Source organism: Cedecea selenatireducens, assembly GCF_042138895.1.
Classification (GTDB): domain Bacteria; phylum Pseudomonadota; class Gammaproteobacteria; order Enterobacterales; family Enterobacteriaceae; genus Cedecea; species Cedecea selenatireducens.
In genome coordinates, this window is sequence record NZ_JBHIKW010000004.1 from 138,303 (window position 1) to 161,037 (window position 22,735).

Sequence of the window (22,735 nt, forward strand, 5' to 3'; positions counted from 1 at the left end):
GGTTCCTGGGGTAAAGACGCTATCAGCCACTTCAAAGAACCCATCTGTCTGCCCTGGCAAAAAAATCGCGGTTGAATTACGCCGTGTCGTCCACGGTCGGCTGTTGTTTTGCATACAGATAAACCGACGCCCGCGAAATGCCCAGATGCTGCGCCACGGTTTCCATCGATTTACGGATATCCAGTAATCCTTCTTTTTTCAGCGTCTGCAACAGCTCAATTCTTTCCGAAGTTTTCAGCGCGCGCGGCGTCGTCGCCAGCCCGGCAGCATACTGGTCGATTCTCAGCCTTATGGCCTCTGAACCTACGGGTTCAATGTGCTCTTCCACCGGACCCGCGTGGGTTTCAGTGAAGCGCGACAGCATGCTTTGCATCCCTCTGAACAAGGTCATATCCAGATTCAGGCACAGCGCGGCGACGTACTCCCCGGAGGCATCTTTCAGCCCGATGGAGGTACTTTTTACCGGGCGACCATCGGCAAACTGGTTGGCGTAATTGGCAACCACTGCCGGAAAATCCGGGGAGGCAATGCGAGCCAGCCCCATTTCGGTTGCGGCCTGGCCGACTTTTCGGCCCGACAGATTGTTATGTATGGAGAGAATAGAGTGTTGCGGCTGTTGCAGGTCATGCACTACCACCTCACAAAACGGCGCGAAGGTCTCGCTTATCCCCTGGGCAATATTGTCGAGCTGCTCTAGCAGGGTATTGTCTGCTGGTTTTGTCACGCTATTCTCTCCTGATGTTTAACGCTGTGCGGCCCTGGCGAGTAACTCGCCGTAGCGGCTGATGTCGACGTTACCGCCGCTAAGGATGATGCCCACACGCTTGCCGCGAAGGCTCTCTTTCATCCCGCGTGCGGCAGCAAAACCAAGGCAACCCGTCGGCTCGACGACCATTTTCATGCGCTCGGCGAAAAACTTCATCGAGTCGATCAGTTCGTCATCGCTGGCGGTAAAGATATCGTCCACGTTCTGGCGAATCATCTCGAAGGTATAGTCGCCGAGGAAGGTGGTCTGCGCGCCGTCTGCTATCGTTTTTGGCGTATCGATGCGCACAATCTTACCGCGTCGGAAGGACTGTTGCGCGTCATTCCCCGCCTCCGGCTCAACGCCATAAACCTTACAGTGGGGCGAAAGCCTGCGTGCCGCCAGCGAGCAGCCGGAAATTAAGCCACCGCCCCCCAGGCAGACAAACAGCGCGTCCAGTTCGCCGACCTCGTCAAACAGCTCTTTTGCCGCCGTACCCTGGCCCGCAATCACGTGTGGATGATCGTAAGGAGGGATCAGGGTCAGGCCATATTTCTCAGCCAGATCGTTACCGATCTGCTGGCGGTCTTCGGTGTAGCGGTTATAGAGAATGACTTTCCCGCCGTATTCCCGCGTCGCGGCTATTTTGGCCGCCGGGGCATCTTCCGGCATCACGATAGTGGCCGGAATACCCAACAGCCTTGCTGCCAGCGCAATCGCCTGGGCGTGGTTCCCGGAGGAGAAGGCCACCACGCCAGCTTCTTTCTGCGCGGGCGTGAACTGGGCGAGGGCGTTCATTGCGCCACGAAATTTAAACGCACCCATGCGCTGGTAATTTTCACATTTGAAAAAGACTTCTGCGCCAAACTCTTCATTCACGGTGCGGGAAGTCATCACCGGCGTGCGGTTGGCATGGTCTTTAATACGCTGAGCTGCGGCCACCACATCGTCATAAACGGGAAGAACTAGTTCACTCATTATGCCTCCTTCAATCGGTTGTCTTATTCAGAGAGCGCCACGGCTTCAACTTCAAGCGCTGCGCCGTAATGGAGCTGTGAAACGCCGGCTACCGCGCGGGAAGGGCGATGCTCGCCAATCCACTCCGCGTAGATTTTGTTAAATAGCGGCCAGAGATTGATATCCGTGATGTACACCCGCACGGAAACAAGGTGCTGCTTTGTTACGCCCGCGCAGCCGAGGCAGGACTCTATGTTTTGCAGCACCAGCCGGGCCTGCTCCTCAAAAGGCGCATCGCAGCGTGGGCTGCCGTCAACGGCAACGGGTAGCTGCCCGGAAATAAACACCAATCCGCCTGCGGTAGTGGTGTGCGAATAGTGCCCCACGGGAGCAGGCACGTTTTCGATATTGCGCAGCGTGATATCCGGAGCCATGTGTCCTCTCAATTGCGTTCAGATTTAGACAAATAATCTATATCTGGACTAAATGTTGATCAAGTAGTTTTCAACATGGAAAGCAGCAAGGGAGATAGTGGTGAGCTGGAAGGGAGGAGAAAGTCAGGATCGTGGTCGTTAGAGCGGGAAATGGCAATGTGTTACTATAATAAAAACGGGGTCTTAAGTGTTTAGGGATTATAACTATATGAGATTTTATGGCATCGACTATCTACAAACGCAGTCTAATATTAATGATTATTTAAAATACATCATTATATTTAGTGCTTTATTTATCCTGATCGTTTTTTTTAGCCTCTACATGCGTCATCGCTTACAAACTAAATATCGAGACCTAACAATAATCGTATTTTTATTTTTACTGTTCATTTCTGGTGTTCAGTATGCAGATTATACTGATAGTCAAAATATACACTCTCAATCATCACAAATGGTGAGCTTTGTTAAATTGTTATCAAAAGAAAAAGAAGTGGGTATGGATTCTATATTTTCAAATTCAGTACAGCTCTCGGATGGCATAATCGTTAAAATTAATGATCTTTACTATCGCGTTAATTTAAGTCCGGATCAAAAAACATATAGTTTAGTTGAGGTGTCGTTAGTAAACCCAGGCATAGAAATCATAAAAAACTGAGGAACAGAAATGATAATTTATACGCCAATCATGATAAAATTGGGTCTGGGGATACTGTGCCTGATTATTCAAATAAATCTCATGGGGAAGGGTAATCTGGCTCCTTCATCCGCAATGGACCAGGTTCAGAACTATGTGCTCGGGGGGATTATCGGTGGCGTAATTTATAATGAATCGATAACAGTACTACAGTTTGTTTTGGTGTTAATTATATGGACCTTCCTCGTTTTTGTCCTTAAATTTTTAAAAGAGAACAATCGTCTAGTTAAAAGGATTATTGATGGCAAGCCTATCACCCTGGTACATAATGGCAGTGTCAATGTTAAGGAGTGTTTACGCAATGGTGTTTCTGCAAATGATTTGATGTTCAAGTTAAGGGCGAATGGCATTTATGAAATAGAACAATTGAAGCGCGTAGTTCTCGAACAGAATGGGCAATTAACCATTATACAAAGTGGTGATGAAAATATACGCTATCCAATTATAGTTGATGGTTTAGCTAATCATGATCTGCTCGAAATCCTTAACAAGGACAATGACTGGTTAGAAAATGAAGTTATCAAGCAAGGCTTTAATAAAATCAGCGAAGTATATTTAGGTGAGTATCTCTCGGGCAGGATTAATTTATACGGATATGAAAGATAATATCTAAAACCAAGCGTCTGACCTATTAGGTTATAGATAAAAAAGGAATGCACTTAATCTCTTATATGTCACTTTCCAAGGGGAGCCTTGAGGTCTTCCCAGGATTTTCGGCTTAAAGGAGGGCTCTCTCGTCGAGGCAGTGTTGTACTGATGATGATGCCGCCCATCGCTGGCTTAGAGATAGCTTCAGTCCAGCATGACGGCATAAAAACCCCACCGCAAGGGTGGGGCGAGACAGCTTATTTCCCGGACCAGCCACGCAGCGCATTTTCACGCGCTTCTGCCTGCTGGGCCGTGTTCAACTTGAAGTAGTTTGGCGCTAAGGCACCTTCCCAGTCGCCGTACATTGGGTTAGGCAGCACGATGAACTGGGTGCCGAACTTGCTGCGGTTGTCACTGGCAAACTGCTGACGCTGCGCCTGATCTTTATGGTAAGTCGCTTTGCCAAAGTCATTCAGGTTGTCGCCGATGTACATCACCACGTCATAACCTTCGGCCTTGATCGCATCAAAGCGAGCCTGCTTGTTGGAGCTGTCGGTTTTCAGGCGCACGGTTTTGTCGCTCACGCCGGTAAAGCCCAACGTTTTCATGTTGGCGACGGTCGCGTCAAAGTCTTTGCTGTCGCGGTTTGACACATAGAACATGGTGCCACCGTGGCTGTTAACATAGTTGGCAAAATCCACCGCGCCGGGGACGGCCAGCGCCTGGCGAGCCTGAGTCCACTGGGACCAGGTTTTGTCGTCAAACGCTTTGTTATTTTTCGCCTGCCATGCGCTGTAGGCGCTGTTGTCCAGCATGGTTTCATCCAGATCGACAATCACCGCGCGCTTAGCGTTACCCTGTTTGGCTGACCGATCCCAGGCCAGGCGAGCGCTGTTAAACGACTGATACGCCAGCGCACGGTATTCGCCGGACTGCTGGAACCAGTCAACCGCCATCACCGTCTGGCTGGCCAGTTTTTGATCGGCCGCCTGCTGCTGATTTGCACAGCCCGTCAGGCTGACCAGCACCAGCGCCATCGCGCCACTCAATATACTTTTCTTCATCTTTTTATCCTTACCCTTGCTTATCATTAACGCCATTGATACCTGCCGGCCCCTGTACTGAACAATGCAGCGGCTTTTTCTAACAAAATCAGCAGGTATTATTAAAAAGTGTTTTACCGAATATTAAAGCTACGTTATCAATAGCTTTTTAATGGATCGACACTGGATACTCAATATGACAAAAATATTTCGACGCAATTTTTTTCCCCTGATGGTGGTGGCGGCCTTACCCGGCGTGAGCTTTGCGGCCCATGCCGCTGGCTGTGAAGAGACTCGCGCGGGCATCGACATGGGCTCCGGCACCACCAAGCTGGTGGTCGCCAAAGTGGACACCTGCAAACAGCGCATCAACAAAGTGCTGTTCGAGGATCAGCGCCCAATCGCTTTTAACGAAGATCTGTCCAAATCTGCGGACAACACCCTCAGCCCGGCGATACAGCGGCAGGGCCAGGCTGCGCTGCAGGAGCTGACGGCGGAAGCCGCTCGCTATCATCCAACACGTTTTAACGGCGTTGCGACCGCTGTTTTCCGCAGCGCCTCTAACGCACAGCAGGTTATCGATGCGTTTAACCGCTCCGTGCGGGTTAACTTAAAAATTATCTCCCAGGCGCAGGAAGCCGAGCTGGGCTTCCTGTCCGCCAAAGCCTCGATGCCGGTGCCGCTGGCAGACGACCAGATGGTGGTCTGGGACATCGGCGGCGGGTCGATGCAGATGACCACCTGGCTGCAAAAGCACGACAAATGGCAGCCGGAGATTTACCAGGGCAAGTTGGCTTCCGTCACGCTGAAGAACTACATCATCGACGTGGTGAAAAACAAAGACCTGCATGAGGTCAGTTCGCCAAATCCGATTGGTTCTCTGCGCGACGGCGTGCTGCGTTTTGTTCGCTTCTATGCCACAACCCACGTCAGCCCGGAGATGAAACAGGCGCTGGCAAAGCGTACCGTTGTGGGCATTGGCGGGGTGCATGATTTCTCCGTCAGCAAGCAGTTGAACGAAAAAGTTTACACCCTCGCCGATCTGCAAAAAGCCTCCGCCGGCCAGGTGTGGAAAGGGGACTCAGAGCTGCGCGGTGATTACCGAGCTACGGACGTCAGCAACCTGCTGCTGGTTCAGGGCTACATGGAAGCGCTGAAAATTCCACAGGTGACCGTGGTAAAAGCTAACCTGGTGCAGGGCGTGTTGATTCAATAGCGCCCTTTGAAATCTGCGGCGGCCGTTCTGGCGTGCCGCCGCCTTTCACATCAGCCGCGCTTTCTTCGCCCAATCATATGGATAAGCAGCCCGGCGAGGCTCAATAGGCCGCCCAGCAGCGAGGCCATTTCCCAGCCTCCCAGTCGCCATACCAGGCTTGCTCCCCATGAGCCCAGCGCCCCGCCGATAAACATCCCGCTCATAAACACGGTATTAATGCGGCTCCGGGCTTCCGGACGCAGGGCATAAATCACGTGCTGATTGGAAATAAGCGCCGACTGTTCGCCGAGATCCATCAGGATAATGCCGATCACCAGCCCGGTTAGCGACGTCCACAGGCCAAGCACCGCAAACGAAATAACCATCACCAGCGCGCCAAGTCCGATCACCGCATAAGGTCCCCGGCGGTCGGCAATTCGCCCGGCGAGCGGCGCAATCAGGATCCCGACGGCACCGACAATGCCCATCATGCCGGCAACGTCTGCGCCGAGGTGGAACGCGGCGTGCAGCTGCAGCGCCAGAATCGTCCACAGGCCGATAAACGATCCGAACAGGGCGGCCTGAATCCACGTTGCCCGGCGTAGCAAAGGTTCTTCGCGCCATAGCGAAACCAGCGATCGCATCAGGCTCATATAGGTCTGCTTGTTGCGCGGCGTATGGTGCGGCAGGGTGAAGAACAGCATGAGCCAGCCGCAGGCGGTAGCCACACAGCCCAGCCAGAAGGTGGCTCGCCATCCCCAGTGCTCGCCGCTAAAACCGCCGACGGCCCGGCCCAGCAGAATGCCGCAGAGCACGCCGCTCATCACCGTGCCGACCACCTGCCCACGGCGTTCCGGTTTGGCGAGTTCGGCGGCAAACGGCACAATCTGCTGCGCCACGGAGCCCGTCACGCCTACCGCCGCAGATGCAATAATAATGGTCACGACGTTGGGCGCTAATGCCAGGCAGGCCAGCGCCACCGCAAGCCCCGCCGACTGGCAAAGGATAAGCGTCCGGCGGTTAATTTTGTCGCCAAGGGGAACGAGTAAAAACAGCCCACAGGCAAAACCCAGCTGGGTTGCCGTGGGCGCGAGGCTCACCAGGGCTAACTGCCGGGGAAAAGCCTGTTGCAGCAGCTCCAGCAGCGGCTGGTTGTAGTAAACGTTGGCGACAAAAACGCCGCAGGCCAGCGCCATGATCAGCAGCAGAGTGGACGTTAAAGGCGAGTGTTCTTCGGCCTCGGGCAGGCGTTTAAGGGTAACGTCGAGCGGGTTATCCGACATGATTATTTCTCACAGGTGATGACGAACCCTGATGCTGAACGATTGTCCACCAGCAATCTTTGCCCTAGAATTTCAGACTTCTGAAATTACCTGAAAGCGACCGCACCGATGCCTGTCGACAACGCCCAAACCCGCCCGGAAAGAGATGACGATATGGTGGTCTTTGGCCGCTACCAGCTGTTTCCTGACCTTGGCCTGCTGCTGAGGGACGGCGTTCGCCTTGAGCCGGGCGAGCGGGCGATGGCGGTGTTAAAGCTGCTGGTCAGCGAGGCCGGGCAGGTGGTGGCGAAAGAGACGCTGCTGGAAACCGTCTGGCCAAAAGAGATCGTTGAAGAAAACAACCTGCAGGCGCAAATTTCCGCGTTGCGCAAAATTTTCGGCGCTGACCGCAATCTGATAACGACCGTTTTTGGGCGCGGTTACTGCTTTACCGCCGCGGTCAATAAGCTGCAGGCGGCTACTTCATCATTGCCGGTCAGCCCCACATCAACCAGTCTGCCTCGCCCACGTTCGCCGCTGATTGGCCGCGAAAGAGAGCTGGGTGAGATAAGAAAACTGCTGCTCGAAAATACTCTTTGTACTCTGGCCGGGCCCGCCGGTATTGGCAAAACCAGGCTGCTGCTGGAGGTTGTGCGCGAAGCCGCCGGGCTTTATCCAGACGGCATATTTTTTGCTGATTTATCCAGCCTGAACGGCGGCTCAGATCCGGTTCCGGTCCTGCGCGCGGCAGTAGCCGGCATTCGCGGAGCGGGGAGACAGCATTCTCACCCGGCGCTGCTTGTTATCGATAACTGTGAGCATCTGGCAACCGCCTGTGCGCAGGAAATTGAACGCCTGCTGCAGGCGAATGAATTGCTCAGCGTTTTGCTAACCAGTCAGACTCCGCTGGGCATTGAGGGCGAACAGGTGTATCGCATTGGGCCGCTGGCTCTACCGTCTGCGCAGGTGAACGTCAGCGAGGCACAAAGTTACAGCGCGGTTGAGTTTCTCGTCCAGCGCATTCAGGCGGCGGATTACCAGTTTCGCCTGACGGAAGAAAACGTGCGGCCCGTAGCGGCGCTTTGCCGGCTGCTTGATGCGGTCCCGCTGGCGCTGGAGATTGTGGCCGCCAGGGTTGCCAGCCTGGGGCCGGAAGCGGTGCTGGCCGACCTTGCGGGGCGAGAATCGCTGCCTGACGCTCCCAGTCTTGCCAGGACCTCACGCCACAGAACGTTAGCCGACGCGCTGGACTGGAGTTACCGGCTGCTGACGGCAGACGAGCAGCGAGTCTTTCAGGCTTTGGCTATTTTTCCCGGCGAGTTCGACCTCGCGGCAGCGAAAGGGCTGTTAAACCAGGAGCACACCAGTGACGTTGTAGCGAAAATGGTCGCGAAATCACTGCTGGTATTTCAAGCGGGTGCCAGACCGGCAAGGTATCGCTATCTCACGATTGTTCGCACATACGCTCGCGGGCTGTTGGCGGGCGATAGCGAGCAGCTTTCTCTCAGGCATGCGCATCTGACCGCAGACAACATGGTGCAGGCAACGGAAGCCTGGACGGAAGCATCCAGCCCGCACTGGCGTCGTCAGTATGGTTATTTGATTGACGATCTTCGTGCCGCGGCTGACTGGTGTTTTGGCGCAGGTCAAAACGCGCCGCTTGGCCGCAGTATTCTCGCTAACGCCACGCCTTTTTGGATCCAGCTTTCGCTGCACGGCGAATGCCGCCAGCGTATCACCGCGGCCATTAACAATCCGCAAAACGGGCACGCCACGCAGCGTGAAGAGATGCTGATGCAGGCGGCTTTAGGTTCTGCCCTGGGCTGGGCGCAGGGGCCGGTTGAGGAAAACGGCCAGGCCTGGCGGCGGGCCGGAGAGCTTGCCGGCACGCTCGGGGACCGAGAAATACAGCTGCAGGCAGAATACGGACTGTGGCTGTATCACCTGCGCAGCGGCCGCTATCAGCAGGCCGGGAACAACGGCAAAAAAATGGCCGCGCTTGCCGCCGAAATCGGTGACTATGGCGCTTTATTGACCGCCCGGCGTCTGGTGGGTACCGCGCTGCATTTTTCCGGCGATCAGCAGGCTGCGATCGGCGAAATTCAGGCATTGCTGGATCGCGCCGTGGATGATGACAGCCAGAGAGCGCCATTCCGTTTTGGACTGGATCAGCGCGTGGCTGGCTGGGCTTTCCTGGTCCGCACGCTGTGGGTGACCGGCGACATCGCCAAAGCCAGAAGAGCGGCGCAATTGGCGGTGGAGGAAGCAAGGGAGCTCGATCATGCCTGCTCGCTGTGTGCCGCGCTCGCGGAAGGCAGCTGCACGCTGGCGGCCTTAACCGGCGATATAGACCAGGTGCTGCTGATTGCCTCGCAGATCGAGACAATTGCCGTTGAGCATGGCCTGGGATTCTGGCGGCTTTATGCCTCGGCGTTTACGTTCTGGGGCAGGTTACGCAGGCAGCCAGAAGCTATTCTCCCGCCACAAATTCACGCGATGCTCGCCACCTTACGTGCCAATGGCTTTGATCCGGCTTATTCGATTTTTCTCTCTGATTTTGCCGCTGCTTTGGCGCAGAAAGGTCAGCGGGAGGCGGCGGATACGCTTCTCAGCGAACGCCTGTCCGTGCTCGACGTGAACCAGTCGCTTTGGAACCTGCCCGAGCTGATGCGTGTGCAGGCGCAAATCCGCTATTCCGACAGGCCAGAACATGTTCTGGAGTACAGCCTGGCGTTACAGGCCGCGCTGCTACTGGCGCAGAGCCAAACGGCCAAAGGCTGGATTCAGCGCATAGAGGCCGACATGCGCACTTCTGGTTAATCAACGACAAATCTCAGTCGGCAAAGAAGTCGCTTGCCTGTCATCTTCATCACCATTAATCTCAAAATAAGATTTAAACAAAAAAACATTTCCATTATGAGATTTAAAGGTGAGGCGTCATGACAATGCATTTCAGGCCAGAAATACGCGCGCTGCTGCTGGCGCTTGCGGGCGCGGTCGTGCTGGCTATCGGCATGGGCTACGGGCGTTTTTCCTATACCGGGATCCTGCCGGTGATGCTGAAAGAAGGGCTGCTGTCGCTGCACCAGGGGAACCTGGCCGCCTCGGCTAATTACGCAGGTTATCTTTTAGGGGCGCTGCTGCTGGCAAAGGCGAAGCCTGGCGATGCCCGGCGATTAAACATGGTCTCCGTGGGGTTAACGATTGGCTGCCTGCTTCTGCTGGCATGGACGAGATCGCCGTGGGCGGTTGTGGCGGTGCGCGGCTTTGCCGGGCTGTTAAGCGCGGTGTCGCTTATTGCTGCTTCGCTGTGGCTCCTGCAGCACATGAAACACCACCACGGCGCGCCGGTACTCTATTCCGGCGTAGGGCTGGGGATCTTTTTGTCCGCCGAATTTATCGCGCTCGGCAAGGCGTACGGCTATTCCAGCCAACAGATTTGGCTGATGTGCGGCATTACCGCGCTGCTGCTTTTTATGCTGGTGTTTCGGCTGTTGCTCAGCCCGCCGGATTACCTGGTGGACTACCAGCCCCAGGCGGTGGGCCAGATTGAGCAAGTCAAAGGGCCAGTGAGAGACGCCTGGCGGCTGCTGGCTATTTACGGCCTGGCCGGATTTGGCTACATCATTACCGCCACCTATTTGCCGCTTTTTCTCTCCGGACAGCTTAGCTCGCTGGATCCGGTGCAGCTTTGGGCTATCTTTGGCCTGGCCGCCGTGCCGTCCTGTTTTGTCTGGCACAAGGTCGTGCAGAAGTACGGCTATCGCCGCGCGTTTACCGCGAATCTTCTGGTGCAGGCCGCTGGCGTGGTACTTCCGGCTTTTAGCCAGTCGCTGCTGTTTTGCCTGTTGAGCGCTCTGCTGGTGGGCTTTACCTTTACCGGCACGGTCACCATTGCTTTGCCGGAAGCCAAAAGGCTGGCACACCTTGTCCGCTTCAATATGATTGCGGCAATGACCGCTATTTATGGCATCGGGCAGATTATTGGCCCGCTGGTCGCCGGGGAACTTTACGGTATTACCGGCAGTTTTAGCGGATCGCTGATGGCGGCCACCAGCGCGCTGCTGCTGGCCGGTGGGCTGGTGATGGCAGGGCGTTCAAAGGTTACTGGCTGAGGCAAGTACCTGCTTCATTGCCTCCAGCGCGGGGGAGCTGTAACCCTTACGCCAGACCAGCTGGGTGAGGGCCTGCGTTACAAACTGCTGCCGGGTGTCCTGCGGCAGGACAAGGGTTGCGGCCACGCTTTCCGGCAGCACGCAGCTGCAGCGCCCGGCGGCAAGGTTGGCGACCATCGAATGGTAAGAACTGACGTCCTGCACCTCAACGACGGCCTGGGTGTTGAGCAAAGCTTCGCCGCGTGCACGGTAAGAACAGCCTTTAGGGAAAGCGGCAAGACGAACTTCGTCGTGGCTGACGGAAGCTGGCGTGAGCAAAACCAGGCTTTCGTTAAAAACGTTAACGAATTCGAGATCCGGAGGGCATTCGATAATGCCTTCCGCGTCAGGCAGCAGGCTCACCAGGGCACAGTCCAGCGAGGCATTGCGAACGCGCTCCAGCAGCTGCTGTGTCGACAAGGTCTTTAAGCTCAGACTGACCTCCGGACACTGACCGTGAAACTGCTGAAAGACCGGCATCAGGCGGCTAGCGGCCGTCGCCTCCATTGAACCGATTTTCAGTACGCCAGCGGGCTTACCCGGGTGCAGCGCCTGCCTGGCTTCTTCGGCCAGGCTAAGAATTTTTTGGGCATAGGAGAGGAAGCTTACCCCCTCCGGCGAAAGCGTCATTTTTTTGCTGTCGCGCATGAACAGGGCCACGCCAAGCTCTTCTTCCAGCTGCTGAATGCGGGTGGTGATGTTCGACTGCACGCGGCCAAGCTTTTTCGCCGCTTTGGTCACGCTTTGCTCTTCGGCGACGATTTTGAACATCTGCAGTGTGGTGTGGTTCATATTTTTAATTCTCAATATGACAATAATCTTGATCTTAACATCTTCAAATAAGATGTTAAGCCATCAATCTCTTCCATCATACAGGCCCCCATGGCGGGCGTCTCCACCCGGCGCGGACATGACTCATGCTATCTCCGGCCGCGCGGCCAGCTGAATTACTGCGAACGCTGGTGCGCGAGGCGGGGCTGTAGAGTACCCCCTATTTTAACAGCGCCATCAGGATAGCGGCGACATGCTGCAGGGCGATATCCTGGCTACGGCGCTTGTGCCAGGCCAGGTGCAGCGAAAACCCTGCCAGTTTTAGCGGTGAGGGGAAGGCAACAAGCCCCTGAGTGAAGGGCATTACGCGGGAGGGCAGCAGCGCCAGCAGATCTGATGCGGCCAGCAGCTGCGGCACCATCTGGAAATTAGGCAATACCAGGCCGACCCGGCGGCTTAACCCATGCCTGGCAAGTTCAGCATCAACGGGCGTTACGCTTTCACCTTTGCCGGAGGTAATGACATGTGGAAATGCCAGCCAACGATGGAGGTCAAACTCTTCTGCCGCCGGATGGCCTTCCCGCATCGCCACTACATAATGCTCATTCATCAGCAGCTCGCTGTGGATGTCCGCTGCGGGCTGGGGAAAAACGGAAATGGCGATGTCCGTCGTGCCGTTCAGCAGCGCGATTTCCGCCTGCTCAGCGCCGCTCCACGCCTGCACGACAGGATCAATGCCCGGGGCCGACAGCTGTAGCTTTTGCATCAGCGGCACCAGCACGAATAGCGCCGGATAATCCGCCATGGTGATCCGCAGCTTCTGGCTAATTTGGTGCAGTGGAATCGCCGGAGGGTCGATAAGCTCGGTGATGCCGCCCAGGACAGATTTCAGCGGCGCGCGCAGGGACTGGGCCAAAGGCGTTAGCCTCATGGTTCCTCGCCCACGTTCGAGAAGCTCATCGTGGAAAAGGTCGCGGCAGCGGGCAAGCGCGGCAGAAGTGGCCGACTGCGACAGGCACAGCCTGTCCGCAGCGCGGGTGACGTGCGCTTCGTCGAGCAGGGCGTCCAGCACGACCAGGAGGTTGAGATCCAACGTTCTTAAATTCATGTCATAGATAATAGATTATCTCTATTATCTGTTGGAGTAATTTCTCAGGCCTCGCCATTCTCGTCTCATCAATCCAAGGAGACGACATCATGCACAAAACCCTGATCCTGCTGTTCCACCCGGACCTGTCCCGCTCAAACGCCAACGCCGCGCTGGGGAAGGAGGCGGCAAACCTGGATAACGTTGAAGTGGTCGATATCCAGGCACTGTATCCTGAAGGCATCGACATTTACCGCGACGGCGAGCGTGAAGCCGCAAGGCTGCTGAGTGCCGACCGCATTGTGCTGCAATTCCCGATTCACTGGTACTCCATGCCCGCGATTATGCGCCAGTGGCAGGACGCGGTACTGACCAGAATGTTCTACCTGAATTACGAAGAGGAAGGGCAAAAGCTGGAAGGGACGCCGCTGTTTGTGGCGGTGACCGCAGGCAACGTTGAAGAGTCTTACCGGCCCGATGGGCGCAATCTCTTTACCATTGAATCACTGCTGGCTCCACTTCGTGCCACCGCACATCGCTGTGGTCTCATCTGGCGTTCACCGTTTGTGGTCTACACTGCCGATAAGCTTGAGCCCGTGGGCCTGAAAGCAAAGGCCGAAGAGTACGTTATGGCCCTTCATCTGTGGCGTGAGGAAAAAATTTGAGGATTTTTCATTTTTTTTAGCAATATTTCTCACGCTGATTCGTCTACCTCATCACCAGTGATTATCTGTAACCGTAACGAGGTAAACATAATGAGAGATTTTGATATGCACCGACATGACCATCATCGCCGCGGATTCTGTGGCCACAGAATGGGCAAACCAATTTTGCTGTGCGTGGCGCTTTTTGTTGTGCTCGGCCTGGTCGTAATGACGCTATGGAATGCGGTGTTACCGGGGCTGCTGGGCGTTAAGGCCATCGGTTTTTGGCAATCTTTAGGCCTGCTGGCGCTATGCCGGATCCTGTTCGGTGGCCTGGGCTTCCGTCCCGGCATGTTTGGTAAAGCCCGTCGCCGCATGCACGAACGCTGGATGCAAATGACGCCGGAGCAGCGCGAAGAGTTCATGCAACATCGCCGCGAGAAGTTTGGTTTTGGCCATCGTGACCGCTGCGGCTGGCATGCTCGCGGGGATGAAAGAATGGATCCACGTCCGCAGCAGCCATCGCCGGAAGAAAACAGCGCCAAAAAACCGGACGCTGAGTGACGCCGATGAAAGCCGGAATGGCAGGGGAATCTCTGCTGGTGACAGCGCTGAACGGCTGCCGGACCCGACTTAAAGCTTTTATTCGCGGGCGAACGGCGAGGCGTGAAGATGCCGACGATATCCTGCAGGAGGTCAGCTACCAGCTGATGAAAGTGGAGCAGCCGGTGGAGAACGTCGCCGCCTGGCTGTTCCGCGCCGCCCGCAACGAAATGACCGACCGGGCGAGGAAAAAGCGCGAGCTGCCTCTGGCAGGCTGGTTCGGTGGCGAAGACGAGGATGATTATCCGGAAGATGAGCTGGCCGAAACGCTTTTTGGCACTCCGCAAACGCCGGAGGACGAATACCTGAAGCAGTTGCTATGGGAAGAGCTGGAAACGGCGCTGTCCGAGCTGCCTCCGGCTCAGCGGGACGTATTTATCAAAACCGAGCTGCAAGACTATAGCGTAAAAGACCTTGCTGGCGAGAGCGGCGACACCGTGCAGGCGCTGCTCTCCCGCAAACACAAAGCCGTTCTGTATCTGCGCACCCGGCTGCGCAACTTGTATGACGACCTGGCTGGTCACTGACACAGCCCCCGGATCTGCCCAGGGACGGGCGATCCGGCTTTTTTTAGCCAATCATTCCCCCCAACGCTCCTTGATGTAATTCACCGCCTGCCGGGTCTGTGGCTGGTTCAGGTAGTTTTCCCTGAACAGGATTGTGCCGTTAATGTGCGGCAGGGATTCGTTCAAATCGAGCTGCTTTTTCAGCTCTGGAACGCCGCCGTTAACCGTCCAGTCAGGCTCATTCTTTGAAGGTTCCCCGACTTTGTACAGCGCAATGCCAATATAGAGGCGCGTATGGGTCGGCTTCACGACGTCCGCCCACCATTTCGCCAGCACGTCATAGCGTGCAGCGCTGCGCGAGAAGGGCCAGTAGATCTGCGGGGCGATATAGTCCAGCAGGCCTTTTTGTACCCAAAGCCGTGTATCCGCAAACGACTCGTCATAGGCCGCCGCGCCGCGAGTCTGCGACCCGGCGGGATCGTGGGAAATATTGCGCCATACGCCAGCGGGGCTGACGCCAAACTCAACGCCGGGTTTTAGCTGCCTGATAGTGCGGGAAACCTGCTCAATCAGCAGTTGGGTATTATGCCGCCGCCAGTCGGCTTTCGACGCGTAGCCCTGGCCGTAAGTTCTGTAGGTTTGATTATCGTTAAGCGTGGAGCCCGGGGATTCGGTATAGAAGTAATCATCAAACTGCACGCCGTCAATGGCATAGTGCGAGACAACTTCGGCGACGATGCTGGTTATCCAGTCACGGACTTCCGGAATACCGGGGTCGAGTACGAAGCGGTCGCCAGAGGTTCTTATCCAGTCACGGTGCAGCACAAAGACGCTGGCGGGCTGGAGAGAAAGCGTGCGGTTCAATGCTGCAACAGTGCCGGGCGTGGTGTTCGTGGAAACGCGGTAGGGGTTAAACCATGCGTGCACCTTCATGCCGCGTTTGTGCGCTTCGTCGAGCATAAACTGCAACGGGTCGTAACCGGGATCTTCGCCAATGTTGCCCGTCAGCATATCTGACCACGGCAATATTTTTGAATGCCAAAGGGCGGTACCGTCAGGTTTAACCTGGAAGAACACGGTGTTAATCCCGAGCGACTTCAGCTTATCCAGCTTGTCTTTCAAGGCCTGCTGCTGTTGGTTAATGCGCCCCGATGCGCTACTGCCGTTAACGGAAGAAACCGGCGGCCAGTCCAGCCGGGAAACCGTTGCCAGCCAGACGCCACGCATTGGCTGATTGTTCTGCGCAGGCTGCGGGACATTCGGCTTACCCGATGGAAAGGGCGTCACCAGAGAAACCGGCGGTTTAGAGGCGCAGCTGGCAAGAAACAGCGCGACGGCAAGCATGGCAGCAGGCTTTTTAATCTTCATAACAGAGAGAAAGCGGCGTGAAGAGGCGATGATGTGCTCCAGATTTTTGCCGATCGTTAGATGACATGCATTTTCTTACTATTCAATATCAAGTCAATCTCTAACGCCGTTAAGTAAAGCAGACCCTGACTAACCTTGCTTACGATCAAAATCCTTATTTATCATCACAATAAATAGAACACATTTCGTGTTTTATCCTATTACGATTGTGCACCATGCCTTTGCTGACAGCTTAATCGCCCGATTGCTACTATCCCTTCGTTAATTGCTCATTTTTTATCTGCGTGTCCGCACGCCGTTATTTTTTGCTGTAGAGAAGCAAGGTGACCCGTAATGAAGCCTAAAACGCTGTACGATAAAATCATCGATACCCACGTCATCCGCCCTCTGGACGATCAGGGCAATGTCCTGCTGTATATCGACCGCTCTATCCTCAATGAATACACCAGCCCACAGGCCTTTAGCGGCCTGCGTGACGCTAATCGTCAGGTCTGGCAGCCAAAGAGTATTCTGCTCAACGTCGACCACGTTAACCCGACACGGCCCGAGCGCACGCCAGAGATGACTGACCCTGGCGGTGAGCTTCAGGTTCGCTACTTTGAGTCCAACAGCCGTGATTTTGGCCTCGAACTGTTTGACGTTATGGACCCCCGGCAGGGTATCGAGCACGTGGTTGCGCACGAGCAGGGGATCGTCCTGCCGGGCATGGTGATTGCCGCAGGCGACAGCCATACCACAACCTACGGCGCCTTCGGCGCGTTTGGATTCGGCATCGGCACCTCAGAAATAGAACATATGCTGGCGACTCAGACGCTGGCTTACAAAAAGCTAAAAACGCTGCGCGTGACGGTGAACGGTGAGCTGCCGTTTGCCGCGACGGCGAAAGACATTGTGATGCTGCTTATCGCCGAAATAGGCGCAGATGGCGCGACAGGTTTTGCCATTGAGTTTTGCGGCAGCGCGATTGACGCGCTGAGCGTGGAAGGGCGCATGACCATTTGTAATATGGCGGTTGAAGCCGGGGCGCGCGGCGCTTTTATGGCGCCGGATGAGAAAGTTTATGCCTATATCAAACCAGCACCTCGCGTGCCTAAAGGCGAGATGTGGGAGCTGGCGCTCAAGTACTGGCGCACGCTGCGCAGCGATGCCGACGCGGTCTTCGATAAAGAAGTCGTGCTCGACTGCGCGAACTTAACGCCTCGCGTGACCTGGGGCACTAGCCCGGACCAGGGCGGAAGTATTACGGACCTGGTGCCCGATCCCGCCGCTGAGCCCACAGCGGCAAAACGCCGTGACGTTGAAAATGCGCTGAGCTATATGGGCCTTACGCCCGGCACGCCGCTCTGCCAGATCCCCATTACCCATGCATTTATTGGTTCCTGTACTAACGGGCGTATTGAAGATCTCAGGGCCGTGGCGCAGGTGCTGCGTCACAGGAAAATCGCGCCGGGTGTAAGAGGTATTATCGTGCCGGGGTCAACGCAGGTTCGTGCGCGTGCCGAGCAGGAAGGATTAGCCAAAATCTTTATCGACGCAGGTTTTGAGTGGCGGCAGTCAGGCTGCTCAATGTGCCTCGCCATGAACGAGGACGTGCTGCAACCGGGCGACCGCTGCGCTTCGAGCACAAACCGTAACTTCGCGGGGCGGCAGGGGGCCGGGGCAAGAACCCACTTAATGAGCCCGGCGATGGTCGCGGCGGCGGCAGTGGCAGGCCATCTGACGGATGTTCGTCCGTTTTTACTGCAGGGAGAAGCGTAAATGGAACCCTTTAACCGTGTGACCGGCGTGGCCGCGCCGATGATGGCAGCCAACATTGATACCGATGTGATCATGCCGAAGCAGTTCCTGAAGGGCATTGACCGCAACAACCTGGACAGGGGCGTTTTCTTTGACCAGCGTTTCCAGACTGATGGCACGCCGAACCCGGATTTTATCCTTAACAAACCCGCATGGCAGGGCGCTCAGTTTCTTATTGTCGGCCCTAACTTTGGCTGTGGCTCCAGCCGCGAACATGCGGTGTGGGGATTACGTCAGCTTGGCATTCGCGCGCTTATCGGCACCAGTTTTGCCGGTATTTTTAACGACAACTGCCAGCGTAACGGCGTGCTGACCCTTACGCTGCCGACGGCGGATATTGACCAACTGGCGCAGGCCGCAGGCAACCCGGAGACCAACCGCATTATTGTCGATCTTGCTCAGCAGCAGATTAGCATGGGGGAGAATCATCTTGCCTTTACGGTCGATGAGCTGAAAAAGCATATGCTGCTGGAAGGCCATGATGCCATTAGCTATACGATGCAATACCAGCAGGAGATTCGGGAGTTCGAACAGCGCCACTTTGCCGCGCATCCGTGGCTACTGACCCAGGACTAACATTCAATGATGAAAGATAACGCTGACTTTGTTTGTGACCGGGGGGAGTCTCCTTTTATTCCTGGTTTCCAGTTAATGGACGTGACGCTGGATAACGGTATTTCACTTCGCGCCGCCGTAGGAGGCCAGGGCGAACCGCTGGTTTTACTGCACGGTCACCCGCAAAACCACGTCACCTGGCGTAAAATTGCGCCGGTTCTGGCACGGCATTTTACCGTCATCATGCCGGATATTCGCGGCTACGGAGACAGCGCTAAACCCGCCAGCGACGAAGATCACCGCAGCTATTCCAAGCGTGAGATGGCGAAAGATATCGTTCTGCTGGTGGCACGACTGGGGTTCCATGCAGGCTTTGCTTTTATGGGGCACGACCGGGGGGCTCGCGTTGGGCATCGTCTGGCGCTGGATTATCCTGAGCAGGTTAAACGCAGTATCTTTATTGATATCGCCCCGACGGCAACCATGTATGCGCTGACCGATAAGACGTTTGCCACCCGCTATTTCTGGTGGTTCTTCCTGATCCAGCCTGCGCCGATGCCGGAGAAAATGATCGCCGCAGATCCGGCATTTTTCCTGCGTAAGCACATCGATGGCCAGCTTAAAACGCCCGGCGCTACGGAACCGGAGGTGTTCGCCGAATATCTGCGTTGTTATCAGAATACCGATACGCTACGGGCTATATGTGAGGATTACCGCGCCTCGGCCACCCTCGATCTTGAGGATGACGACGCCGATAAGCATCTGCGCATCACCAGCCCTTTGCTGGTGCTTTGGGGGGAGAAAGGCACCGTGGGCCAGCTTTACGATGTCATCGCAACGTGGCAGGAAAAGGCGCTGGACGTGCGCGGCAAAGCTATGCCTTGCGGACACAGCCCACAAGAAGAGTGTCCTGATGCGCTGCTCGGCGCTATTATGCCGTTCTTAACCTGACTCCAGACGATGGCATAACGATGAGCCCCAATGAAAATCCGCGCGCCCCGTGGCCGCTTATTGAAGACCTGAACGTGTTTGTCACCGTGGTTCGCAAAGAAAGCTTTGCCAACGCGGCGGCGGAGCTGGGGCTCTCACCGTCTTACGTCAGTAAACGCATTGCTCTACTGGAAAAAAGCCTCGGCATGCGGCTGTTACACCGCAGCGCACGCGCCATTCATTTAACGGCAGACGGCCATAAGGCGATGACGGGGGCGCTGTCGGTTCTGGAGAGCATGGGCGATTTTGTTTCGGGGCTTGCCGCCTGGAGAGAGACCCTTGAGGGTAATATCCAGATGAGCTGCTCGTTTGGTTTTGGCTCAACCTATATGCCCGATGCACTGTCGGCGCTGGCGGAACGTTATCCGGCGTTAAACATTAAGCTGACGCTGACCGACAGGGTCGTTGATTTGATAGAAGAGGGTGTTGACGTTGAAATTCGCGTCGGCGACGATATTAAAGATCTGTATATCACCCGCCAGCTCTCTGCTAACCAGCGTGTACTTTGCGCCTCCGCGGACTACCTCACACAGCACGGCACGCCGCAGCAGATAGCCGATCTCCGACACCATAAATGCCTGGTGATTCAGGAACGCAGCTCGCAGTTCGGCGTATGGCCGTTAACCAATGGCATGGAAACTCAGCAGACCCACGTCAGTAGCCAGCTCTCATCCAATAACGGCAGCGTAGTCCTGAAATGGGCGTTGAAAGGGCACGGAATTATTCTGCGCTCGCAGTGGGAAGTGCAGCACTATATTGCCCGCGGCGAGCTGGTGCAGGTTTTGCCGGAGTGGTACCAGACCGCGAATATCTGGGCGGTGTATTCCAACCGCACCAGCGGTTCGGCGAAGCTAAAAGTCTGTATCGATTTTCTGGTGGACTATTTTCAACAGTTTCCGCCGGTGGAAGCGTCAGGCATGGCTAAATAATTTCAACGCCAGAATGCGAGAGATCCCCGTCCAGATGCATCGATGAGCTGAGATAGACCAGGCGTTAAACCTGAAAGATCCATTCATCGGGCTGTTTTTATTGCTATAAAACGCTATGATTTCCCTGGTAATAATTCGCGGCGTTGCGTGAAAAACAGGAGAGATAAAAATTGAGTAAAACGTCATTACAGGTCAAGCGGGTGCCTCTTGTCAGCCTTCTTAAAATTTTTGGTATCGGTTTATCTATACCCATGACCATACTTGGCCTGATCAGCGGGATCATGGGCTTTTTAGGATTTAACGGCGTAATGCTGAACGGGCAGCAGGTGTACGGTTTTTCCGCCCTGGTGGCAGGCCCACTTATTAGCATTATTGTTACGTTATTTTTGGTCTTATTTTTCGGTTTTATTTCATGGCTGGGGTTGAGAGTCTTCTGTAAATTCCGCGTGCTTAACCTAAGCATTCATCTGGATAAAATAGAGCCAGCCCGGGAGTAACAAATTTGCTGACGCTTATCTAATGCGCACAAATGTAATAACCACGCCGGTTTCCGCCAGCCTTTGTCGTGGGTTTTTACTTCTGGGAATATTCATGCTGGTGGGCTGTGCCCGCTCCGACGCGCTGTGGGGCGTGGTCGATAAGGTATGCATGACCAACTATCAGCAAACGAGCAGTCCGGCACCTTGCCAACAGATCTACATGCCGGAGGGGAAGGCTCACGGTTTTAGCGTTATCCAGAACCCGCGTTATCCCTATCATTTTATTCTGGTGCCCACGGCGAAGTTGAGCGGCATTGAAAGCCCGGAACTGGCGGCAGAAGGCCACACGGATTACTTTGGCTACGCCTGGCTTATGCGCCGTCTTTTGGCGTACCAGTACGGAGCCCCTGTGCCGGACGACAGGCTAGGCCTGGCCATTAACTCGGCCTACGGTCGTAGCCAAAATCAGCTGCATATCCACCTGACTTGTCTGCGTGAGGACGTCAGGCGTCAAATGCTGGCAGAACGCCCCTTTATAACGGAAGAATGGCAACCGTTGCCCGATAAGCTCCTGCGTTACACCTGGTACGCGCGGCGGGTGATGCAGCCGACCGTCATGGGAATTGATCCAATTAACAGCGTCGCGAGTCATTTCCATTTAACGCCTGAACAGCTGGCGGAGTGGGGCGTGGCCGTCATTCCCACAACCTACGGTAAGCAAAAAGGGTTTATTTTGCTTACCACTAAGCGGGGCTGGGACCGTAATAATCGTGCCTCGGTGGAAGCATTGCTGGATAAAGAGTGTGCTATTTTGCCGTCGCGAAGCAGTGATTAAATATTGCGTCCCCGCTATCGGCAATGTACACGGCGTCAGACTTTTTTATACATAGGTTATGTCTTTTTCTTATTTGCCAGTATTAGTGCAGTTTGAAAAACTCTTCCGGCCGCACCTGAACGGTGGGTAATTTCAAATTTGTTATTTTTATTGGTTTAAGGAAGACGTAATTTATGCGCTCGGCGATAAAACATACTGTAAAAATTTCTCTGCTGGCTGCTTCAATGGCAGGGGTTATGCTGCTTGCCGGCTGTGGGCCTAAGCAGGACGCGAACCATATTAAAGTAGGCATCAGCGCAGGTATCGATCAACCGCTTTGGGATACCGTCAAAAAGGTCGCCAAAGAAAAATACAATCTTGACGTAGAAGTGGTGACCTTCACCGACTATGTGCTGCCTAACTCTGCGCTGAGCAGCGGCGATATCGACGCTAACTCCTTCCAGCACGGCCCTTATCTGGATAAGCAAATAAAAGAACGTGGCTATAAGCTGGCCGCCGTGGGCAATACTTTTGTTTATCCTATCGCCGGTTATTCCCGCAAAATTAAAGCCGTATCAGAACTGAAGAATGGGGCGCAGCTGGCCGTACCCAATGATCCAACAAACCTTGGCCGCTCGCTGCTGCTGCTCCAGACGCAGGGACTTATCAAGCTCAAGGATAACGTCGGGCTGCTGCCAACCTCTCTCGATATCGTCGAAAACCCTAAGCAGCTGAAAATTGTTGAGGTAGAAGCGGCTCAACTTACCCGAGCTATTGATGATGATAAAATCGATCTCGCGATTATCAATACCAACTATTCAAGCCAGATTGGGCTGACTCCCGCAAAAAATGGCCTGTTTGTTGAAGATAAAAACTCGCCCTACGTGAACATTATCGTTGCCCGGGAAGATAATAAAGACAGCGAAAATGTGAAAAACCTTGTGAAGGCATACCAGACCGATGAAGTGGCCGCCGCCGCTGATAAGATTTATCACGGTGATGCCGTAAAAGGGTGGTAAATGCTATGTCAGGATCCCGATATTCGGGGTCCTAAACACTCAAGATGAATATCATGAATTTTTTATGGTGATAACCTCACCATGATGCAATAGCAGTACGC

At 54.9% G+C, this 22,735-nt stretch carries 23 protein-coding genes; 15 read left to right on the forward strand and 8 right to left on the reverse strand.

Going from position 1 to position 22,735, the window contains the following annotated elements:
• Positions 1–76: 76 nt before the first annotated feature.
• From ACE38U_RS08485 to ACE38U_RS08495, 3 genes are read right to left on the reverse strand one after another with little or no spacing between them, the layout of a single operon-like run.
• The gene (locus ACE38U_RS08485) at positions 77–724 is read right to left on the reverse strand and encodes a helix-turn-helix transcriptional regulator (protein ID WP_176982540.1); all 648 of its coding nucleotides are present in this window, start codon (positions 722–724) and stop codon (positions 77–79) included.
• An 18-nt stretch (positions 725–742) separates the two neighbouring features.
• Entirely contained in the window at positions 743–1,723 is a 981-nt protein-coding gene (locus tag ACE38U_RS08490; RefSeq protein WP_038472326.1) for a threo-3-hydroxy-L-aspartate ammonia-lyase, read from the reverse strand.
• A 23-nt stretch (positions 1,724–1,746) separates the two neighbouring features.
• Positions 1,747–2,136, reverse strand: coding sequence for a RidA family protein (locus ACE38U_RS08495; protein ID WP_176982541.1), 390 nt, complete (start codon positions 2,134–2,136; stop codon positions 1,747–1,749).
• 208 nt (positions 2,137–2,344) lie between these two features.
• Between ACE38U_RS08495 and ACE38U_RS08500 the strand changes: the two genes are divergently transcribed.
• Complete coding sequence (locus tag ACE38U_RS08500; protein ID WP_038472332.1) at positions 2,345–2,791, forward strand: DUF3290 domain-containing protein; 447 nt, start codon at positions 2,345–2,347, stop codon at positions 2,789–2,791.
• 9 nt (positions 2,792–2,800) lie between these two features.
• Positions 2,801–3,436: a DUF421 domain-containing protein gene (locus ACE38U_RS08505; RefSeq protein ID WP_038472335.1), complete on the forward strand. Its 636-nt coding sequence runs from the start codon at positions 2,801–2,803 to the stop codon at positions 3,434–3,436.
• A gap of 239 nt (positions 3,437–3,675) precedes the next feature.
• Here ACE38U_RS08505 and ACE38U_RS08510 read toward each other — a convergent pair whose 3' ends face one another.
• Positions 3,676–4,482, reverse strand: a complete 807-nt coding sequence (locus ACE38U_RS08510) for a 5'-nucleotidase, lipoprotein e(P4) family (RefSeq protein ID WP_176983347.1) — start codon at positions 4,480–4,482, stop codon at positions 3,676–3,678.
• A 211-nt stretch (positions 4,483–4,693) separates the two neighbouring features.
• On the opposite strand from ACE38U_RS08510, the gene ACE38U_RS08515 reads away from it, so the two are divergent.
• A complete protein-coding gene (locus ACE38U_RS08515; RefSeq protein WP_176983349.1) occupies positions 4,694–5,677 on the forward strand; it encodes a Ppx/GppA phosphatase family protein in 984 nt (327 codons plus the stop codon).
• Between the two features lie 50 nt (positions 5,678–5,727).
• Here the strand turns inward: ACE38U_RS08515 and ACE38U_RS08520 are convergent, their stop codons facing one another.
• The gene (locus ACE38U_RS08520) at positions 5,728–6,939 is read right to left on the reverse strand and encodes an MFS transporter (protein WP_038472339.1); all 1,212 of its coding nucleotides are present in this window, start codon (positions 6,937–6,939) and stop codon (positions 5,728–5,730) included.
• A 108-nt stretch (positions 6,940–7,047) separates the two neighbouring features.
• On the opposite strand from ACE38U_RS08520, the gene ACE38U_RS08525 reads away from it, so the two are divergent.
• Both ACE38U_RS08525 and ACE38U_RS08530 read left to right on the forward strand, forming a co-directional pair.
• The gene (locus ACE38U_RS08525) at positions 7,048–9,738 is read left to right on the forward strand and encodes an ATP-binding protein (protein ID WP_375529506.1); all 2,691 of its coding nucleotides are present in this window, start codon (positions 7,048–7,050) and stop codon (positions 9,736–9,738) included.
• A 119-nt stretch (positions 9,739–9,857) separates the two neighbouring features.
• Positions 9,858–11,033 (forward strand): YbfB/YjiJ family MFS transporter, encoded by a 1,176-nt coding sequence (locus ACE38U_RS08530; RefSeq protein ID WP_176982973.1) that lies wholly within the window; start codon positions 9,858–9,860, stop codon positions 11,031–11,033.
• On the opposite strand, the gene ACE38U_RS08535 is transcribed toward ACE38U_RS08530, so the two are convergent.
• Together ACE38U_RS08535 and ACE38U_RS08540 are read right to left on the reverse strand one after the other, a co-directional pair.
• Positions 11,016–11,864 (reverse strand): LysR family transcriptional regulator, encoded by an 849-nt coding sequence (locus tag ACE38U_RS08535; RefSeq protein ID WP_176982972.1) that lies wholly within the window; start codon positions 11,862–11,864, stop codon positions 11,016–11,018. The two genes, ACE38U_RS08530 and ACE38U_RS08535, sit on opposite strands and share 18 nt — an antisense overlap.
• A 199-nt stretch (positions 11,865–12,063) precedes the next feature.
• A complete protein-coding gene (locus tag ACE38U_RS08540; protein ID WP_255483463.1) occupies positions 12,064–12,936 on the reverse strand; it encodes a LysR family transcriptional regulator in 873 nt (290 codons plus the stop codon).
• Positions 12,937–13,040: 104 nt separating this feature from the next.
• Between ACE38U_RS08540 and ACE38U_RS08545 the strand changes: the two genes are divergently transcribed.
• From ACE38U_RS08545 to ACE38U_RS08555, 3 genes are all read left to right on the forward strand, one after another.
• Positions 13,041–13,595, forward strand: a complete 555-nt coding sequence (locus tag ACE38U_RS08545) for an NAD(P)H-dependent oxidoreductase (RefSeq protein ID WP_176982970.1) — start codon at positions 13,041–13,043, stop codon at positions 13,593–13,595.
• Between the two features lie 90 nt (positions 13,596–13,685).
• Entirely contained in the window at positions 13,686–14,138 is a 453-nt protein-coding gene (locus tag ACE38U_RS08550) for a hypothetical protein (protein ID WP_038472353.1), read from the forward strand.
• A gap of 5 nt (positions 14,139–14,143) precedes the next feature.
• The gene (locus ACE38U_RS08555) at positions 14,144–14,704 is read left to right on the forward strand and encodes an RNA polymerase sigma factor (RefSeq protein ID WP_038482593.1); all 561 of its coding nucleotides are present in this window, start codon (positions 14,144–14,146) and stop codon (positions 14,702–14,704) included.
• A 51-nt stretch (positions 14,705–14,755) separates the two neighbouring features.
• Here the strand turns inward: ACE38U_RS08555 and ACE38U_RS08560 are convergent, their stop codons facing one another.
• Positions 14,756–16,051, reverse strand: a complete 1,296-nt coding sequence (locus tag ACE38U_RS08560; protein WP_375529507.1) for a glycoside hydrolase family 10-like protein — start codon at positions 16,049–16,051, stop codon at positions 14,756–14,758.
• A gap of 333 nt (positions 16,052–16,384) precedes the next feature.
• Here ACE38U_RS08560 and leuC point away from each other — a divergent pair, with 333 nt between their 5' ends.
• The 7 genes from leuC to metQ all read left to right on the forward strand — a co-directional run bounded on the left by leuC (position 16,385) and on the right by metQ (position 22,634).
• Complete coding sequence (leuC, locus tag ACE38U_RS08565) at positions 16,385–17,809, forward strand: 3-isopropylmalate dehydratase large subunit (RefSeq protein WP_176982967.1); 1,425 nt, start codon at positions 16,385–16,387, stop codon at positions 17,807–17,809.
• The gene (gene leuD / locus ACE38U_RS08570; RefSeq protein WP_375529508.1) at positions 17,810–18,424 is read left to right on the forward strand and encodes a 3-isopropylmalate dehydratase small subunit; all 615 of its coding nucleotides are present in this window, start codon (positions 17,810–17,812) and stop codon (positions 18,422–18,424) included.
• A 6-nt stretch (positions 18,425–18,430) separates the two neighbouring features.
• On the forward strand, positions 18,431–19,354 hold the full coding sequence (locus ACE38U_RS08575; protein WP_375529509.1) for an alpha/beta fold hydrolase: 924 nt from the start codon (positions 18,431–18,433) through the stop codon (positions 19,352–19,354).
• A 20-nt stretch (positions 19,355–19,374) separates the two neighbouring features.
• Positions 19,375–20,322: a LysR substrate-binding domain-containing protein gene (locus ACE38U_RS08580; protein ID WP_375529510.1), complete on the forward strand. Its 948-nt coding sequence runs from the start codon at positions 19,375–19,377 to the stop codon at positions 20,320–20,322.
• Positions 20,323–20,492: 170 nt separating this feature from the next.
• Positions 20,493–20,819, forward strand: coding sequence for a hypothetical protein (locus tag ACE38U_RS08585; protein WP_038472367.1), 327 nt, complete (start codon positions 20,493–20,495; stop codon positions 20,817–20,819).
• Between the two features lie 94 nt (positions 20,820–20,913).
• Positions 20,914–21,636 carry a CDP-diacylglycerol pyrophosphatase gene (locus ACE38U_RS08590; RefSeq protein WP_375529644.1) on the forward strand — a complete coding sequence of 241 codons (723 nt, stop codon included), beginning with the start codon at positions 20,914–20,916 and terminating at the stop codon, positions 21,634–21,636.
• A 173-nt stretch (positions 21,637–21,809) separates the two neighbouring features.
• A complete protein-coding gene (gene metQ / locus ACE38U_RS08595) occupies positions 21,810–22,634 on the forward strand; it encodes a methionine ABC transporter substrate-binding lipoprotein MetQ (RefSeq protein ID WP_375529511.1) in 825 nt (274 codons plus the stop codon).
• Positions 22,635–22,735 lie beyond the last annotated feature (101 nt).

Coding starts and splice junctions, on each gene's coding strand:
- ACE38U_RS08560 (WP_375529507.1), bottom strand. CDS start 16,051: ATGAAGATTAAAAAGCCTGCTGCCATGCTTGCCGTCGCGCTGTTTCTT.
- ACE38U_RS08545 (WP_176982970.1), top strand. CDS start 13,041: ATGCACAAAACCCTGATCCTGCTGTTCCACCCGGACCTGTCCCGCTCA.
- ACE38U_RS08520 (WP_038472339.1), bottom strand. CDS start 6,939: ATGTCGGATAACCCGCTCGACGTTACCCTTAAACGCCTGCCCGAGGCC.
- ACE38U_RS08510 (WP_176983347.1), bottom strand. CDS start 4,482: ATGAAGAAAAGTATATTGAGTGGCGCGATGGCGCTGGTGCTGGTCAGC.
- ACE38U_RS08530 (WP_176982973.1), top strand. CDS start 9,858: ATGACAATGCATTTCAGGCCAGAAATACGCGCGCTGCTGCTGGCGCTT.
- leuC (WP_176982967.1), top strand. CDS start 16,385: ATGAAGCCTAAAACGCTGTACGATAAAATCATCGATACCCACGTCATC.
- metQ (WP_375529511.1), top strand. CDS start 21,810: ATGCGCTCGGCGATAAAACATACTGTAAAAATTTCTCTGCTGGCTGCT.
- ACE38U_RS08575 (WP_375529509.1), top strand. CDS start 18,431: ATGATGAAAGATAACGCTGACTTTGTTTGTGACCGGGGGGAGTCTCCT.
- ACE38U_RS08505 (WP_038472335.1), top strand. CDS start 2,801: ATGATAATTTATACGCCAATCATGATAAAATTGGGTCTGGGGATACTG.
- ACE38U_RS08500 (WP_038472332.1), top strand. CDS start 2,345: ATGAGATTTTATGGCATCGACTATCTACAAACGCAGTCTAATATTAAT.
- leuD (WP_375529508.1), top strand. CDS start 17,810: ATGGAACCCTTTAACCGTGTGACCGGCGTGGCCGCGCCGATGATGGCA.
- ACE38U_RS08590 (WP_375529644.1), top strand. CDS start 20,914: ATGCTGGTGGGCTGTGCCCGCTCCGACGCGCTGTGGGGCGTGGTCGAT.
- ACE38U_RS08550 (WP_038472353.1), top strand. CDS start 13,686: ATGAGAGATTTTGATATGCACCGACATGACCATCATCGCCGCGGATTC.
- ACE38U_RS08490 (WP_038472326.1), bottom strand. CDS start 1,723: ATGAGTGAACTAGTTCTTCCCGTTTATGACGATGTGGTGGCCGCAGCT.
- ACE38U_RS08495 (WP_176982541.1), bottom strand. CDS start 2,136: ATGGCTCCGGATATCACGCTGCGCAATATCGAAAACGTGCCTGCTCCC.
- ACE38U_RS08535 (WP_176982972.1), bottom strand. CDS start 11,864: ATGAACCACACCACACTGCAGATGTTCAAAATCGTCGCCGAAGAGCAA.
- ACE38U_RS08525 (WP_375529506.1), top strand. CDS start 7,048: ATGCCTGTCGACAACGCCCAAACCCGCCCGGAAAGAGATGACGATATG.
- ACE38U_RS08580 (WP_375529510.1), top strand. CDS start 19,375: ATGAGCCCCAATGAAAATCCGCGCGCCCCGTGGCCGCTTATTGAAGAC.
- ACE38U_RS08515 (WP_176983349.1), top strand. CDS start 4,694: ATGGTGGTGGCGGCCTTACCCGGCGTGAGCTTTGCGGCCCATGCCGCT.
- ACE38U_RS08555 (WP_038482593.1), top strand. CDS start 14,144: ATGAAAGCCGGAATGGCAGGGGAATCTCTGCTGGTGACAGCGCTGAAC.